The 14796-nt window shown below is 73.8% G+C and carries 14 protein-coding genes; 6 read left to right on the top strand and 8 right to left on the bottom strand.

The window, feature by feature from the left end; all coding sequences use genetic code 11:
• Window positions 1-65 precede the first annotated feature (65 nt).
• Window positions 66-1676 carry a helix-turn-helix transcriptional regulator gene (locus tag OG447_RS16305; RefSeq protein WP_266937280.1) on the bottom strand — a complete coding sequence of 537 codons (1611 nt, stop codon included), beginning with the start codon at window positions 1674-1676 and terminating at the stop codon, window positions 66-68.
• Between the two features lie 203 nt (window positions 1677-1879).
• Between OG447_RS16305 and OG447_RS16300 the strand changes: the two genes are divergently transcribed.
• Complete coding sequence (locus OG447_RS16300) at window positions 1880-2497, top strand: hypothetical protein (protein ID WP_266937278.1); 618 nt, start codon at window positions 1880-1882, stop codon at window positions 2495-2497.
• A gap of 69 nt (window positions 2498-2566) precedes the next feature.
• Window positions 2567-2824: a DUF6343 family protein gene (locus OG447_RS16295; RefSeq protein ID WP_266937276.1), complete on the top strand. Its 258-nt coding sequence runs from the start codon at window positions 2567-2569 to the stop codon at window positions 2822-2824.
• 211 nt (window positions 2825-3035) lie between these two features.
• Here OG447_RS16295 and OG447_RS16290 read toward each other — a convergent pair whose 3' ends face one another.
• From OG447_RS16290 to rpsA, 4 genes are all read right to left on the bottom strand, one after another.
• The gene (locus OG447_RS16290; RefSeq protein WP_266938903.1) at window positions 3036-3368 is read right to left on the bottom strand and encodes a tetratricopeptide repeat protein; all 333 of its coding nucleotides are present in this window, start codon (window positions 3366-3368) and stop codon (window positions 3036-3038) included.
• 159 nt (window positions 3369-3527) lie between these two features.
• On the bottom strand, window positions 3528-4163 hold the full coding sequence (coaE, locus tag OG447_RS16285) for a dephospho-CoA kinase (protein WP_266937274.1): 636 nt from the start codon (window positions 4161-4163) through the stop codon (window positions 3528-3530).
• A gap of 49 nt (window positions 4164-4212) precedes the next feature.
• On the bottom strand, window positions 4213-5151 hold the full coding sequence (locus tag OG447_RS16280; RefSeq protein ID WP_266938902.1) for a PAC2 family protein: 939 nt from the start codon (window positions 5149-5151) through the stop codon (window positions 4213-4215).
• Between the two features lie 247 nt (window positions 5152-5398).
• Window positions 5399-6907, bottom strand: coding sequence for a 30S ribosomal protein S1 (rpsA, locus tag OG447_RS16275; RefSeq protein WP_266937273.1), 1509 nt, complete (start codon window positions 6905-6907; stop codon window positions 5399-5401).
• A gap of 339 nt (window positions 6908-7246) precedes the next feature.
• Between rpsA and OG447_RS16270 the strand changes: the two genes are divergently transcribed.
• Both OG447_RS16270 and hrpB read left to right on the top strand, forming a co-directional pair.
• A complete protein-coding gene (locus tag OG447_RS16270; protein WP_266937272.1) occupies window positions 7247-8104 on the top strand; it encodes a class I SAM-dependent methyltransferase in 858 nt (285 codons plus the stop codon).
• 6 nt (window positions 8105-8110) lie between these two features.
• Window positions 8111-10771 carry an ATP-dependent helicase HrpB gene (gene hrpB / locus OG447_RS16265; RefSeq protein WP_266937271.1) on the top strand — a complete coding sequence of 887 codons (2661 nt, stop codon included), beginning with the start codon at window positions 8111-8113 and terminating at the stop codon, window positions 10769-10771.
• Here hrpB and OG447_RS16260 read toward each other — a convergent pair.
• Both OG447_RS16260 and OG447_RS16255 read right to left on the bottom strand, forming a co-directional pair.
• Entirely contained in the window at window positions 10761-11741 is a 981-nt protein-coding gene (locus OG447_RS16260; protein ID WP_266937270.1) for a DUF3068 domain-containing protein, read from the bottom strand. The genes hrpB and OG447_RS16260 overlap by 11 nt on opposite strands.
• A 14-nt stretch (window positions 11742-11755) precedes the next feature.
• Entirely contained in the window at window positions 11756-11896 is a 141-nt protein-coding gene (locus OG447_RS16255; RefSeq protein WP_266937269.1) for an SPW_0924 family protein, read from the bottom strand.
• Between the two features lie 163 nt (window positions 11897-12059).
• Here OG447_RS16255 and OG447_RS16250 point away from each other — a divergent pair, with 163 nt between their 5' ends.
• The gene (locus tag OG447_RS16250; protein WP_266937268.1) at window positions 12060-12452 is read left to right on the top strand and encodes a DUF6234 family protein; all 393 of its coding nucleotides are present in this window, start codon (window positions 12060-12062) and stop codon (window positions 12450-12452) included.
• Between the two features lie 18 nt (window positions 12453-12470).
• Here the strand turns inward: OG447_RS16250 and OG447_RS16245 are convergent, their stop codons facing one another.
• Entirely contained in the window at window positions 12471-13712 is a 1242-nt protein-coding gene (locus tag OG447_RS16245) for a lytic transglycosylase domain-containing protein (RefSeq protein ID WP_266937267.1), read from the bottom strand.
• 205 nt (window positions 13713-13917) lie between these two features.
• On the opposite strand from OG447_RS16245, the gene OG447_RS16240 reads away from it, so the two are divergent.
• A complete protein-coding gene (locus tag OG447_RS16240) occupies window positions 13918-14790 on the top strand; it encodes a DUF4184 family protein (RefSeq protein ID WP_266937266.1) in 873 nt (290 codons plus the stop codon).
• Window positions 14791-14796 lie beyond the last annotated feature (6 nt).

Below are 14796 nucleotides of genomic sequence, written 5' to 3'. Positions count from 1 at the left end.
TCCTCTGCACCGAGTCTAGGTCCGGGTACTGACAACACCGCTGACCTGGGCATACTTCCGCCGGCTCAGCGTGCCCAGCGGCCCTGTTCCGTCGCGTAGCCGTAGACCGGGCGGCCGGTGGTGGCGCTCGTGCGCAGCGGCCGTCCGTTGTCGTCGACGCGGAGGGTGCCGGAACCGGAGGGTCCGGTCCAGCGCAGGTCGAGTACCCAGTCGCAGTCACAGGCCTTGGTGGCGGCCTCCACCCGCAGCACCACCGGCTCCGCCGCCGAGACCCTCAGCGGGAAGGAGGGGGCGGGAACGGCGGCCCCGGCGTCGTTCCCGGCGACGGGCCGGGCGAGCGGACGCGAAGCGTCCAGGTTGACCGCGAACCCGGCCGGGGTGATGGCCCCGCCGCAGCCCTGGGACATCTCGTAGACGTTCCAAGCCGGCGGGGTGCGCCTGGCGGCCACCCGTACCTCCAGGTCCTCCAGGACCACGGCGCCCGGACCCGTGCCGTGCAGGGTGATCTCCACGATCTGCGTCCCCGCGTGCACCGCGCGCTGCGAGGAGGCCCAGGCGGGCGCGTCCGCCTCCAGGGGCGGCGGGGGCAGCGCCCCGGGGCCCTGCTCGGCCAGGTAGGCGTGGTCGCAGCCGTAGGCCCACACGTGCGACCGGACGGCCGCCCTGAGCGGCGCCGCCGTGGCCGGGCCCCCGCCGGGCCCCGTGCCAGGCTCCGTCCCGGGCGGCGGTGCGGGCACCTGCCCCGGGGCGGAAGGCGACGCGGAGGCCGACGCGGGGGCGGAAGCCGGGGCCGAGGGCGATCCGGTGGCCGGCGTCGGCGTCGGCGTCGCGGGGGTGCCCGTCCCCGCCGGGGAGGACCCCGTGGCCGCCGCCGAAGCCCTCGGCCCGGCCCCGGCCGACGGCGTACCCCCTTCGGGCAGGGCCGCCGTCAGCACCGCCACGGCCACCGCGCCCGCCGCCGCCCCGGCGACGGCCACCGCGGCCCCGCGCCGCCGGTACCAGGGCAGTCGGCCCGGCTCCGGTACGTCCACCCGCGCGGGCCCGGCCACCGGCGCCGGGCCCGTACGGGTGGGCGTACCGGCAGCCCGACCGGTGCCCACCTCGGCGCCAGGCGCGCCCGTCGCGCCAGTCGGCTCGGCGACCGGCCCGGCCCCGGACTCCACAGCCGCCCCGGCAGCCGGCTCCGCGCCCCGCCCCGCCTCAGACTCCCCACCCCGCCCGGCCCCGGGCCCCGCAATCGGCCCCCCGACGGGCTCCGGTGCTGCCGAGGCCGGTGCTGCCGTTCCCGGTGCCGGCTCCGGTGCGCCAGGCGCCGGTGCCGTCCGCACCTCCCCGGCCACCGGCGGCGCGGCCACCGGAGCGGCCGCCCGCGCCGCCGCCCGCCGCCGGGCGTCCGCCAGCAGCCACGCCCGGTGCAGTTCCACCGCCTCGGCCGCCGAGGCACCGCAGAGCCGTGCGAAGCGGTCCACCACCGCGAACTCCGTCGGCACGGCCTCCCCGTTGCAGTAGCGGTGCAGCGTCGAGGTGCTCGTGTGCAGCTTGCGCGCCAGCAGCCCGTAACTCAGCCCGGCGCGCCCCTTCAGCTCCCGCATCAGCCGGGCGAACCGCTGCGCCTCTCCCTCTCCCTCTCCCTCTCCCACGTTCTCGCCCCCGCCCACGCCCACACGCACACCCACGGCGTTCCCCCCGTCCCACGACTGCGTTCCATGCAGGGGGTGTTCCCCCAGGTGACAGCACGTACGGCCATTCCAGTGTCCCGAATCCGCCGCGATCCGTCGTCCGACACCCCGGCCCGGGGAAAGGCTGTTGGCGTAAGCATCCGCACCGACGACACGCCTCGTCGAGACGCGTCCTGCTGAGCCACTGGGGAGAACCGACCATGTTCCGACGTTCCGGTACCGCCGCCACCTTCACCACCGCCCTGCTCGCGGCGGCCGCCGCCCTCGTCCTCACCGCCTCGACCACCGCTACGGCCGCCACCGCGCCGGGGTTCCTCAACGGCACCGACCTGCCGCCGCACCCCACCTCGCCCTGGTTCGCGGGCCAGGTCACCAAGGGCCTGCCCGAGTTCGCGCCGTTCTGCCTGGACGGGGTGCTTCCGGCGACGGGCACCTGGCACCGCCAGTTCGGCACCGAGTTCGACACCGGCGCCGTGCAGGTCTCCGTACGGTCCGCCTCGGCCTCCGCGGCCACCAAGCTGGTCGGCACGCTGGAACGCGAGGTCGCGGCCTGCGCCGCCGACTGGCTGCGCACGACCCCGGGCGGCACCGCCTCCTGGCAGGACTACGGGACCCTCCCCGTCGAGGAGGGCGCGCACGTCTACGGGGTGCACGTCTCCATCCCCGAATCCGAGCCGAGCGTGCACCTCTTCGGCATCGGGCGGGACGGTTCGACCGTGACCGTCGTCCAGTGGGGCCAGATGGGCAACCTGTCGCACGCCCCGGTCGGCGACTTCAAGAAGACGACCACCAAGGCCGTGAACAAGCTCAATCCCTGACCGCCGCGTGCGGGCGCTCCCGGTGGGACCATGGAACGGAGGACCTTCGCGCGATCCGAGGCGAGAGCCATGCGTTCCGGAAACGAACCCGTGACCGCCCGCAGTCCCCTGCGGCTGCGGTTCTGGCTGAGTCTCTGGGGGCTGATCTGGGCCGCTGCCGGGACGGTCGCGTTCTCGCTGGCCGGCCGCCCCGGGTGGGCGGCGGCCTGCGGGGTGATCGCGGTGCTGGCCGCCGTGGACCTGGCCGTGGTGATCCGCCACATCCGCCAGGGCCCGCACTACCAGCCGGGCCGCGACATCCCGCCGTACGAGCCCCCGCACGGCTGACGGGCGGCCCAGTGCCACGGCTGACGGGTGGCCCAGGGCGCCACAGCGCTAGAGGGTGTCCGGTGGATCAGGGCCGGGCCCAGCCCGCCTGGCACCGCGGCTTGCCGCGTTGTCGTCGGTCGTCAATGCTCCGCAGTGACTCCCTCCTCCGCCTTGCAATCCACGGCACCAGCCGACCCGGGCTCTCCGACCCTGATCCACCGGACACCCCCTAGTCCTCGAAGCGGGCCGCCGCCAGGTACTCCGGCTGGGGGTCGAGGGCGGCGGCCAGCCGGAAGTGCTTGCGGGCCTGCTCGGGCCGGCCGGACCGCTGATGGGTGCGGGCCAGTGCGAAGTGGGCGAAGGCGTTGTCCGGCTCCCGCTCCAGCACCAGCTCGAACTCCAGCTCCGCCGGTCGCAGTTGGGCGGCCGCGAAGAAGGCCCGGGCGCGCAGCAGCCGGGCCGCCGTGTTCTCCGGGTGGGCGGCTATCACCGAGTCGAGCAGCTTGACGGCGCCGCGCGGGTCACGGGCGGCCAGCAGTTGCTCGGCGGCCCGGTAGTCGATGACGTGCGTCTCCGGGCTGGCCCCGCCGGACGGCGAGGACGGCGCGGACGGGGACGGCGGGGGCGGCGGGGGCGGCGGCGTGGTGTCGGACACGGTCTGTTCCTTCCCTCTACGAGGGCGTTCAACGCCCCGCCGCGCGCCTGCTATTCCATGAGCACGTCAAGCCCCCGGGCTCGCTCCGTCCGCTTCCGCCGCACGGGTGACGGCCCGCGCGGTGAGCTCGGCCCACACCTTGCGCACCTGCGGCTCCAGCGCCTCCAGCGGGCCGTCGTTGTCGATCACCAGGTTCGCCACGGCGAGCCGCTGCTCGCGCGTGGCCTGCGCGGCCATCCGGGCCCGCGCCTCGTCCTCGGTCATCCCGCGCAGCGCGGTCAGCCGCGCCAGCTGCGTCCGCGGGGCCGCGTCCACGACGACCACGAGGTCGTACAGCGGCGCCAGCCCGTTCTCGGCGAGCAGCGGTACGTCGTGCACCACGATCGCGTCGGGGCCCGCGGCGGCCTCCAGCTCGGCGGACCGGGCCCCGACCAGCGGGTGCACGATCGCGTTGAGGGTCTGGAGCTTCGCCGGGTCGGCGAACACGATGGTTCCCAGCTTGGGCCGGTCGAGCGCCCCCTCGGGGGTCAGTACGTCCTCGCCGAAGGCGGCGACGACGGCGGCGAGCCCGGGGGTGCCGGGCTCGACGACCTCCCGCGCGATCCGGTCGGCGTCGACGAGGACCGCCCCGTACCCCGCCAGCAGCCGCGAGACCTCGCTCTTGCCGGCACCTATTCCGCCCGTCAGGCCCACTTTCAGCATGCCCGCAGCCTAGTGCTGTGACCGGCGGGGCTCGCCGGAACCCCCGGTGTCAGTTCTCGCCCTCGCGCTCCGCCAGGAACCGCTCGAACTCGCGGCCGATCTCGTCCGCCGACGGGATCTCGGCCGGTTCGGCGATCATGTTGCCGCGGGTCTCGGCGCCGGCCGCCGCGTCGTACTGGTGCTCCAGGCCCTGTACCAGGGTGACGAGCTCGTCGTCGCCCTCGCGGATCTGCCGGTCGATCTCCGTCTGGGTGCGGTGCGCCTCGGTGCGCAGCGCGTGCGCCACGGCCGGCAGGACCAGTCCGGTCGCCGCCGTGATGGCCTCCAGCACCGTCAGCGCGGCGTCCGGGTACGGGGAGCGGGCGACGTAGTGCGGTACGTGGGCGGCGACGCCCAGCACGTCGTGCCCGGCCTGGCCGAGGCGGAACTCCACCAGCGACTCCGCGCTGCCGGGTACCTGCGCCTCGTCGAAGGGGCTGCGGTGGCCGGGCATGAGGTCGGTCCGGTTGCCGTGCGGGGTGATGCCGACGGGCCGGGTGTGCGGGACGCCCATCGGGATGCCGTGGAAGTTGACCGAGAGCCGGACCCCGAGCCGCTCGACGATCTGCCGGACGGCGACCGCGAACCGCTCCCACTCCACGTCCGGCTCGGGGCCGGAGAACAGCAGGAAGGGCGCGCCGGTGGCGTCCTGGACGAGGCGGACCTCCAGCCGGGGCTCCTCGAACTCGGTCCAGTGGTCGCGCTGGAAGGTGAGCAGCGGGCGGCGGGCCCGGTAGTCCACCAGCCGGTCCGCGTCGAAGCGGGCCACCACCTGGTGGGGGAGGGTGTCCAGGAGCCGCTCGACGATCTGCTCGCCGGCCTCACCCGCGTCGATGTACCCCTCGAAGTGGTAGAGCATGACCAGGCCGGCCGAGTCCTGGGCCAGCGCCAGGTCGGCCACCGCCAGGCCCTTGGCGTCCCATTCGTACAACCCCTGCGGATCAAGCACCGTCACCACTCCTCCTCGCCGCGTTCTCTGCCAAGAACGTCCAAGGCAGCCGCGCCATTCCCCAGTTGGCCCCTTTCACAGGAAAGCAACACGCGGTGGGGGCGGCGGAAGGGAAGGAGGGAGGGGAAACGGACGCGGAAGCGGAGGGCCTGCGGCGAGCCCTCCGCAACAGCAGTAAGGCCCGCCCCCCTGAGGGGACGGGCCTTACTTTTCAGCTCAGCTCACACCGGGGTGTGATGCGCTGCGATCAGCTCTGGCCGCCGGCCAGCTTCTCGCGGAGCGCGGCCAGGGCCTCGTCCGACGCCAGGGCGCCGGAGGTCTCGTCCGACTCCGAGGAGTACGAACCACCCGAGATGCCCGCACCGGCGCTGGCACCGGCGGCCGGGGCGGCAGCGCCCTCGGCAGCGGCGGCCTCGTCGGCCTCGCGGCTCTTGATGACCTGGGCCTGGTGCTGCTCGAAGCGCTGCTGCGCCTCGGCGTACTGGGTCTCCCAGGCCTCGCGCTGCTTGTCGAAGCCCTCGAGCCAGTCGTTGGTCTCCGGGTCGAAGCCCTCGGGGTAGATGTAGTTCCCCTGGTCGTCGTACGACGCGGCCATGCCGTAGAGGGTCGGGTCGAACTCGACCGAGGCCGGGTCGGCACCGAAGGACTCGTTGGCCTGCTTCAGCGACAGCGAGATCCGGCGACGCTCGAGGTCGATGTCGATGACCTTGACGAAGATCTCGTCGTTGACCTGGACGACCTGCTCCGGGATCTCCACGTGGCGCTCGGCCAGCTCGGAGATGTGGACCAGACCCTCGATGCCCTCGTCCACGCGGACGAACGCACCGAACGGAACCAGCTTGGTGACCTTACCCGGGACGACCTGACCGATCTGGTGGGTCCGGGCGAACTGCTGCCACGGGTCCTCCTGCGTCGCCTTCAGCGACAGGGAGACACGCTCGCGGTCCATGTCGACGTCGAGGACCTCGACGGTGACTTCCTGGCCGACCTCGACAACCTCGGACGGGTGGTCGATGTGCTTCCAGGACAGCTCGGAGACGTGCACGAGACCGTCGACGCCACCCAGGTCCACGAAGGCACCGAAGTTGACGATCGAGGAGACGACGCCGGAGCGGACCTGACCCTTCTGCAGGGTGGTGAGGAACGTCTGGCGAACCTCGGACTGGGTCTGCTCCAGCCAGGCGCGGCGCGACAGGACCACGTTGTTGCGGTTCTTGTCGAGCTCGATGATCTTCGCCTCGAGCTCCTTGCCCACGTAGGGCTGGAGGTCGCGGACGCGACGCATCTCGACGAGAGAGGCCGGCAGGAAGCCGCGGAGGCCGATGTCGAGGATGAGACCACCCTTGACGACCTCGATGACGGTACCGGTGACGATGCCGTCTTCTTCCTTGATCTTCTCGATGGTGCCCCAGGCACGCTCGTACTGAGCGCGCTTCTTCGAGAGGATCAGGCGGCCTTCCTTGTCCTCCTTCTGGAGAACCAGGGCCTCGATCTCGTCGCCGACCTTGACGACCTCGTTCGGGTCGACGTCGTGCTTGATCGAGAGCTCGCGGCTCGGGATGACGCCTTCGGTCTTGTAACCGATGTCGAGGAGAACCTCGTCCCGGTCAACCTTGACGATGACGCCGTCGACGATGTCGCCATCGTTGAAGTACTTGATCGTCTCGTCGATCGCCGCGAGGAACGCGTCCGCGTCGCCGATGTCGTTGACCGCAACCTGCGGAGTGGTGGCGGTGGTCTCGGTGCTGCTCGTCATGTGGGAAAGGGCTCCGGTTACGGACAGAAAGTCGTAGGTACTGCTACGCCGGGAGCCCTTATCGGCATCTGCCGATGAAGCCGGACAGCCAAGGAGGCCCATGCTTCCCGAAGGGAGGGCCTCGAAAACCGAGGGGACATCAACAGAAACAAGCGCAGCCTGCTAGGTCTGAGGAGCACAGGCTCGCAGCGCAACTTGTAGCATACGGGGGCAGCCGGACAGGGTCAATGCGCGAAGCCGCACACCCCGGGCGGATCGCCGGATAACCGGCACAATTCGTAGGCGGGGAGGCACCAATGGCCCTTCCTGCCCTCATCGCAGACTACGACGACGGGCCCCATGAACCAAGAGTCCTACGACAAGCTCGCCCCCGAAGACGCTCACAGAGCCGACGGCGGCGCCCCGGACGACGCCGAGGCCACCCGGCGTGACGCCGGGGAAGCGGAGAGCAGCCGGGCGAGCCGGGGCTGGTGGGACCGCAACGCCGACGAGTACCAGAGCGAGCACGGGGCCTTCCTCGGCGACGACCGCTTCGTCTGGGGCCCCGAGGGCCTGGACGAGGCACAGGCCGCCCTCCTGGGCCCCGCGGCCTCCCTCAAGGACAAGGACGTCCTGGAGATCGGCGCCGGCGCCGCCCAGTGCTCGCGCTGGCTGGCCGCCCAGGGCGCCCGCGCGGTCGCCCTCGACCTCTCCCACCGCCAGCTCCAGCACGCCCTGCGCATCGGCGATGACGTACCCCTCGTCGAGGCCGACGCCGGGAAGCTGCCCTTCCGCGACGCCTCCTTCGACCTCGCCTGCTCCGCCTACGGCGCCGTCCCCTTCGTCTCCGACCCCGTGAACGTGATGCGCGAGGTCCACCGCGTACTGCGCCCCGGCGGCCGCTGGGTCTTCTCCGTCACCCACCCCATCCGCTGGGCCTTCCCCGACGAGCCCGGCCCCGAAGGCCTGTCCGTCTCCGCCTCCTACTTCGACCGGACCCCCTACGTCGAGCAGGACGAGCAGGGCCGCGCCGTGTACGTGGAGCACCACCGCACGATCGGCGACCGCGTCCGCGACGTGGTCGCGGGCGGCTTCCGCCTCGTCGACCTGGTCGAGCCGGAGTGGCCCGAATGGAACAGCCAGGAGTGGGGCGGCTGGTCCCCGCTGCGCGGCAATCTGATCCCCGGCACCGCGATCTTCGTGTGCGAGAGGGACTGACCCCCGTTGACCTCCGCGTCCTCCGCGTCCCCCGCGTCCGCCGCGACCCCCGCGCCCTCCGCCGACCGGACCGCCGCCCTCGACGCCCTCCCCGTACGGGAGGCCGTGCCCGCGCTCGTCTCCGCGCTGGACGGCCACGGCACCGCCGTGCTCTGCGCCCCGCCCGGCACCGGCAAGACCACCCTGGTGCCGCTGGTCCTGGCCGGGCTGGTCGGCGGCGGGCCGCGGCGCCGGGTGATCGTCGCCGAGCCCCGGCGGATCGCCGCCCGGGCGGCCGCCCGGCGGATGGCGTGGCTGCTGGGCGAGCAAGCCGGCGCGTCGGTGGGCTTCACCGTGCGCGGGGAGCGGGTCGTGGGCCCCGGAACGCTGGTGGAGGTCGTGACCACCGGAGTGCTGCTCCAGCGGCTCCAGCGCGACCAGGAGCTCTCCGGCACCGACCTGGTCGTCCTGGACGAATGCCACGAGCGGCACCTGGACGCCGACACCGTCGCCGCCTTTCTGCTGGACGTACGGGAGACCCTGCGGCCGGAGCTGCGCCTCGTCGCGGCCTCGGCGACGACCGACGCGGCCGGCTGGTCCCGGCTGCTCGGCGGCGCGCCCGTGGTGGAGGCCGCGGGGGTCTCGTACCCGGTGGAGACGGTCTGGGCTCCCCCGGCCCGGCCGGTGCGGCCCCCGCACGGGATGCGGGTGGACCCCGCGCAGCTGACGCACGTGGCCTCGGTGGTGCGGCGGGCCCTCGCGGAGCGCGACGGCGACGTCCTGTGCTTCCTGCCCGGCGTCGGGGAGATCGCCCGGGTCGCCGGGCAGCTCGGCGGTGTGGACGCGGAGGTGCTCCAGATCCACGGCCGGGCCCCGGCGGCCGTGCAGGACGCGGCGCTGACCGCAGCGGCGCACCGCCGCGTGATCCTCTCCACCGCCGTGGCCGAGTCGAGCCTGACCGTGCCCGGCGTACGCGTGGTCGTGGACTCGGGTCTGGCCCGCGAACCCCGGGTGGACCACGCCCGGGGTCTGGGCGCGCTGGCGACCGTACGGGCCTCCCGCGCGGCCGGGCGCCAGCGGGCGGGCCGGGCGGGCCGCGAGGCGCCGGGCACCGTGTACCGCTGCTGGGCCGAGGCCGAGGACATCCGGCTGCCCTCCTTCCCCGCGCCGGAGATCCGCATCGCCGACCTGACGCAGTTCGCCCTCCAGGCCGCCTGCTGGGGCGACCCGGATGCGGCCGGACTGGCGCTGCTGGACCCGCCGCCGGCCGGCGCGATGGCCGCGGCGCGGGAGGTGCTGGTGGCCGTCGGAGCCGTGGACGCGGCGGGCCGGCCGACCCCGCGCGGCCTGCGGATGTCCCGGCTGGGGCTGCACCCGCGGCTGGCCCGGGCCCTGCTCGACGGTTCCGCCGCCCTCGGCGTCCGCCGGGCGGCGGAGGTGGTGGCGCTGCTCAGCGAGGAGCCGCCGCGGGAGTACGGGGACGACCTGGCGAGTGCCTGGCGGGCAGCTCGGCGGGGGTCGGACGGTTACGCGGCGCGGTGGCGGGCGGAGGCCCGGCGGCTGGAGCGGGCTGCCGCGCAGGCGGGCCCTGCGGGGGCTCCGCCCCCGTACCCCCGCGCCTCAAACGCCGGCGAGGCTGTCCTTTCAGCCCCTCCGGCGATTGAGGAGCGGGGTCTGGGGCGGAGCCCCGGCAACGGCGCCGCGCCCGATGACGCCGCCGCCGGGCTCGTCGCCGCGCTCGCGTTTCCCGAGCGGGTGGCGAAAGCCAGGGGGCAGGGGGCGTTCCTGATGGCCTCCGGGACCGGCGCCGAGCTCGGCGAGGGTTCGGGGCTGCGCCACGCGCCCTGGCTGGCCGTGGCCGTCGCCGACCGGCCCCCGCACTCCGCCTCCGCCCGGATCCGGCTCGCTGCCGTCATCGACGGGGACACCGCCCTGGCCGCGGCCGCCCATCTGCGGACCGAGGGCGAAGAGGTGCACTGGGAGGACGGGGACCTCGTGGCCCGCACAGCGGAACGGCTCGGGGCGATCGAGCTCGCCGCGCGACCGCTGCGCACCCCCGACCCGGCCCTCGTCCGGGCGGCGCTCCTCGACGGGCTGCGCACCGAGGGCCTCGGCCTGCTGCGCTGGACCCAGGACGCGCAAGGGCTCCGGGCCCGGCTGGCCTTCCTGCACCGGACGCTCGGCGGCGCCTGGCCCGACGTGGCCGATGACGGCGCCCTGCTGGAGCGCGCCGACGACTGGCTGGAGCCCGAGCTGTCCCGGGCCCGGCGGCGCGCGGACCTCGGCCGCATCGACGCCGGGCAGGCCCTGAACCGGCTGCTGCCCTGGGCCACCGGTGAGGCCGCCCGGCTGGACGAGCTGGCGCCCGAACGGATCGAGGTGCCCAGCGGTTCCCGGATCCGGGTCGACTACTCCGCGGAGCACGGGCAGCCGGTGCTCGCCGTGAAGCTCCAGGAGCTGTTCGGGCTGGCCGAGACCCCCGAGGTCGCGGGCGTGCCCGTACTCGTCCACCTGCTGTCGCCCGCGGGACGGCCCGCGGCCGTCACCGCCGACCTCGCCTCCTTCTGGCAGGGCGGCTACCGGGCCGTCCGCGCCGAGCTGCGCGGCCGCTACCCCAAGCACCCCTGGCCGGAGGACCCGGCCACCGCCGAGCCCACCCGGCACACCAACGCCCGGCTCAGGCGCTGACCTCTCCTGCTCCGTCCCGCACCCGTCGGCCGCGGGCCTCCAGCCACAGCGCCAGCCCGAGGAACAGCAGCCCGCCCGCCGCCAGGCCGATCGGGGCGTAGGTGTGCAGCGCGAGGACCTTCGTACGGTTCGAGGCGACCAGGTCGAGGGTGTACTTCGCGTAGTCCTCGCGCATCTTGACGTGCCCGGCGAAGGCGGTGAGCTTCCCGTCGGGGCCGCCCGCCGCGATCCCGCCGCGCATCTCCTGCTGGATCACCTGCTCGGCGTTGACGGGCGCGCCGGTCACCGGGTCGACCCAGAACATCGCCTTGACCGTGTACCAGAGGCTGGTGCCGGTGGTCTGCTCGATCGTCGCCGGGTCGATGCCCTCGATCGGCATCTTCTTCGGCATGGCGACCTTGGTCCACGGGACGGTCTGCTCGAAGTAGTAGACCTCCATCCCCCGGTACGTGCGCGGGCCCACGTAGTGGATCGGCGAGGAGGTACGGGTCTGGGCGTCGAAGTAGAGGTAGTCGCGCGGCTCGGTGAAGAACGGCCACTTGAACTCGATGCCCTCGCGTGTGACCGGGTCGCCGTCGACCATCTCGCCGGTGGCGTGCACCGGGTCCTGGGTGTGCGCGTCGAAGATGTAGCGCTCGGGTATCTGGGAGACCATCTTCCCGTCCGGCCCGATGATGTAGGACAGGGTGTCCCAGACGACCACGTCCTTGCCGGCGTCGGCCTCGATCTCCTTCGACGCCTCCACGTTGCCCTTGAGGGTCTGGACGATCGTGACCTTGTCCACCTTCTTGGGCTTCATGCCGTCGTTGTAGTCGATGAGGGTCGCGTCCTTCGCCTCCAGGACCATCTCCTGGTACTGGTTCGGCGGGATCTTCGCGAGCCGCGGGTACGCGTACCAGCGCAGCAGTGGCGCGAGGGCCGCGCAGAACACGGCGAGGGCCAGCAGGACAAGGCTCGCTCTGCGTCGCATGGCCGGGCCCTCCTCTACATTCCGGGCGCGGCGGGCGCGGTGGTGAGCAGCGGCTTGGGCGAGGTCTTGCCTTCGGGCGCCCCGAGTGCCGTGACGGCGAGGACGAGGAGCACCGCGAGGACGAGCCCGCTGGCGGCGGCGACGAGTGCGCGCATGCCGGGCCTCCGGAATCTGATAGGGCGTCAGGGCGGAGGCACCGTAGCAACGCCGGGGCGAGATGAGAACCGTCTGGGCCTGCGCGTTCACGGCAGGACGCGGCTTCTCCCCTGAGTACCCGTACTCATGTCCCGGCGCCCGCCCCCGGGCAGGCTGGCGGGCATGACCCCTTCACGCGCCGGTACCGGGCAGCGCAGGAACCTGGGCTCGGACATCGCCTCGGCCGTCTTCCTGATCGTGCTCGAACTGCTCGGTCTCGCCGCGGTCTTCTTCCTGTGGGTGCTCGCCAACCTGAGCTTCGGTCCTCCCTCGACCGACCCCACCCCGGTCTGGGGCTACCTCGTGGCCGCCGGGGTGCTGGCGGCGCTGATGACCTGGGCGAGCCTGCGCGCCTCCCGGCGGAACGCGGGCGTCACCGCCGTGACGCAGGCCCTCATGGCCATGGGCACGGCGGTGCTGATCCTGGCCGGGGCGTATTACCAGCACCGGGAGGACACCCCGCCCCCGCCGAGCCCGTGCCTCCAGTCGCCGTCCGCGCCGTGGTGCAACGGCTGACCTGCCCCGCCTCCTCGGCTACGGGGTCCCGGTCGGGCTCGGGCTCGGCGAGGGCGCGGGGCCGGCCTTGCCGGTGGCCGTGGGCGTGGGCGTCGGCGTCGGCTGCGCGCTGGCGGAGGGGCTGGGCTTCGGGGTGGGGGTGGAACTCGGCGCGGGGGTCGGCGTAGGAGTCGGCGTCGGCGTCGGCGTAGGGACGGGAGTCGGCGTGGGGGTCGGCGTCGGCGTAGGGGTGGGAGTCGGCGTAGGAGTTGGCGTAGGCGTCGGCTTCGGCGATGGGGTCGGGCTCGGCTCCGGCTTCGGGTCCGGCTTGGGGTCCGGCTTGGGCTCCGGCTTCGGCTTCGGCGGGGTCACCGCGGGCACGCCCGCCCCCGCGCCCCCGCCGTCCGGGACCTCGTGCGTCCCCTTGAGGTAGTACGTGAACCAGGACCGCACCGTCCGCAGGTAGGCGCTGGACTGGTTGTACGAGAGCACGGCCCGGTCCAGGTCCGCGTCCAACCGCAGGTCCCGGCTGCCCGCGCACAGGTACCGTCCGGCCGCGAGGGCGGCGTCGTACACGTTGTTCGGGTTGCGCCGGCCGTCGCCGTCCGCGTCCTGGCCCCACGCCGCCCACGTGGACGGGATGAACTGCATCGGCCCGACCGCCCGGTCGTAGCGGCCGTCGCCGTCGTACGCGCCGCCGTCCGTGTCGGGGATGTTCGCGAAGCCGTTGCCGTCGAGCACGGGCCCGAGGATCGGGCGCAGCGTGGTCCCCGCCGCGTCCACCTGGCCGCCGCGGGCCTGCCCGGACTCCACCTTGCCGATCGCCGCGAGCAGTTGCCAGCGCAGCCCGCAGCCGGGGTCGTTCGCCCCCACCGTCAACTCCGCCCGCCGGTACGCAGCGAGCACGCTCGCCGGTATCCCCTGCGCGCCCTCGCCGGCGCCGGTGACCACCTGTTCCGTACCCGGTCCGGTCCCGGCCGCCGGCTGCTCCGCCGTCGCCGGCTCCGGCGCGGCCGTCGGCGGCTGCCCGTCACCCTCGGGCAGCAGTACGGCGGGCGGCTCGGGGCTGATGAGAGGCGGCAGTTCGGTGAAGTAGGCGGAGTCGCCTCCGGTCGCGGGCGCCGGTAGGGGCGCCGCGCCGTCCTCCCCCGCCGCGGTCATCCGCTCGGTGCCTACGGCGGCCGGGCCCTGGGATGCGGTCACCGCGGCGACCACCAGTGCGGAGACCAGAGCCGCGGCGCCGCCCCGGCGCAGCCTGCGTCCGAATATTCGAGCCGACATGAGCCGGACCCCTCCCCCTCGACGTCCGCGTGACCCTATGTCAGCTCCCTGCACAGGGCACGCACGGTGACGGGGATTTCACCACATCCCCACGTCCCTGCGCAGGTCACGCATACTGTCCAGACCCTTCATGGGCATTGGCCCGAAGTAAGGATCCTGTGCCGCCCGTTGCGCCGGCGGACGTCGAACACCGAGGAGAGGTGCCATGCCGTTCACCCTCAGCCATGCGGCCGCCGTACTTCCGGCCATCCGCCGGACCGGACGCGCGCGGGGGCCGCTCGTCGCCTCGGCCCTGGTCCTGGGATCGTTCGCGCCGGACACCTTCTACTTCGCGGACGCGGTGGTCGGAGGCCTGATGGCCTACGGGACGTATCTGCACTCCCCCGTCGGCGTGCTCACGGCGGACGCGGCCCTCACCGCCGCCCTCGTGGCCTGCTGGCTGCTGCTGCGCGAACCCCTGATCGCGCTCCTGCCGGGCGGCTGGCGGGGCCGGGTGCACACCTTCGTGCGCGGCGAGCACTGGCGGGGGCGCCGACTCCTGTCGCTCGCGCTCTGGTTCTACCTCTCGGCGGTGGCCGGCTCCCTGACGCACATCGTGTGGGACAGCTTCACGCACCTGGACCGCTGGGGGACCGACGTCCTGCCGGAGCTCGGTGAGCCGCTCGCCTTCGGGCTGCCGCTCTACTCGTACCTCCAGTACGGCAGTTCGGCGGTGGCGGCCTGCGCGCTGGCATGGTTCACGGCGACCGCCCTGCGCCGCCTGCCGCGCACCCCGGCCCCCGCGTCCGTGCCGGTGCTGACCCGCGCGGAGGTCGTGGGCGCGCTCGCGCTGGTGGTGGTGTGCGTGGGGGCCGGAATCACCCTGCGGGTCATCCGCTTCTTCACCTTCTTCGACCGGATCCGCACCCCGTTCGACATCATCCCGACCGTCTGCTTCGGCGCGGGCGGCGGCCTCGCCGTGGCGCTCCTGCTGTACGGGACCCTCGTACGGCTGCGCCACCGCCACGACCGGAACCGCGACGGCAGCGGCAGCAGCGGCAGCGGCCGGGACGCGCGAACGCCCGTCCCCACCGCGTAGCGGGGC

The organism is Streptomyces sp. NBC_01408 (assembly GCF_026340255.1).
Lineage (GTDB): Bacteria > Actinomycetota > Actinomycetes > Streptomycetales > Streptomycetaceae > Streptomyces.
The sequence above is the reverse complement of the archived record's forward strand: the minus strand, read 5'-3'. Positions and strand labels throughout refer to the sequence as shown.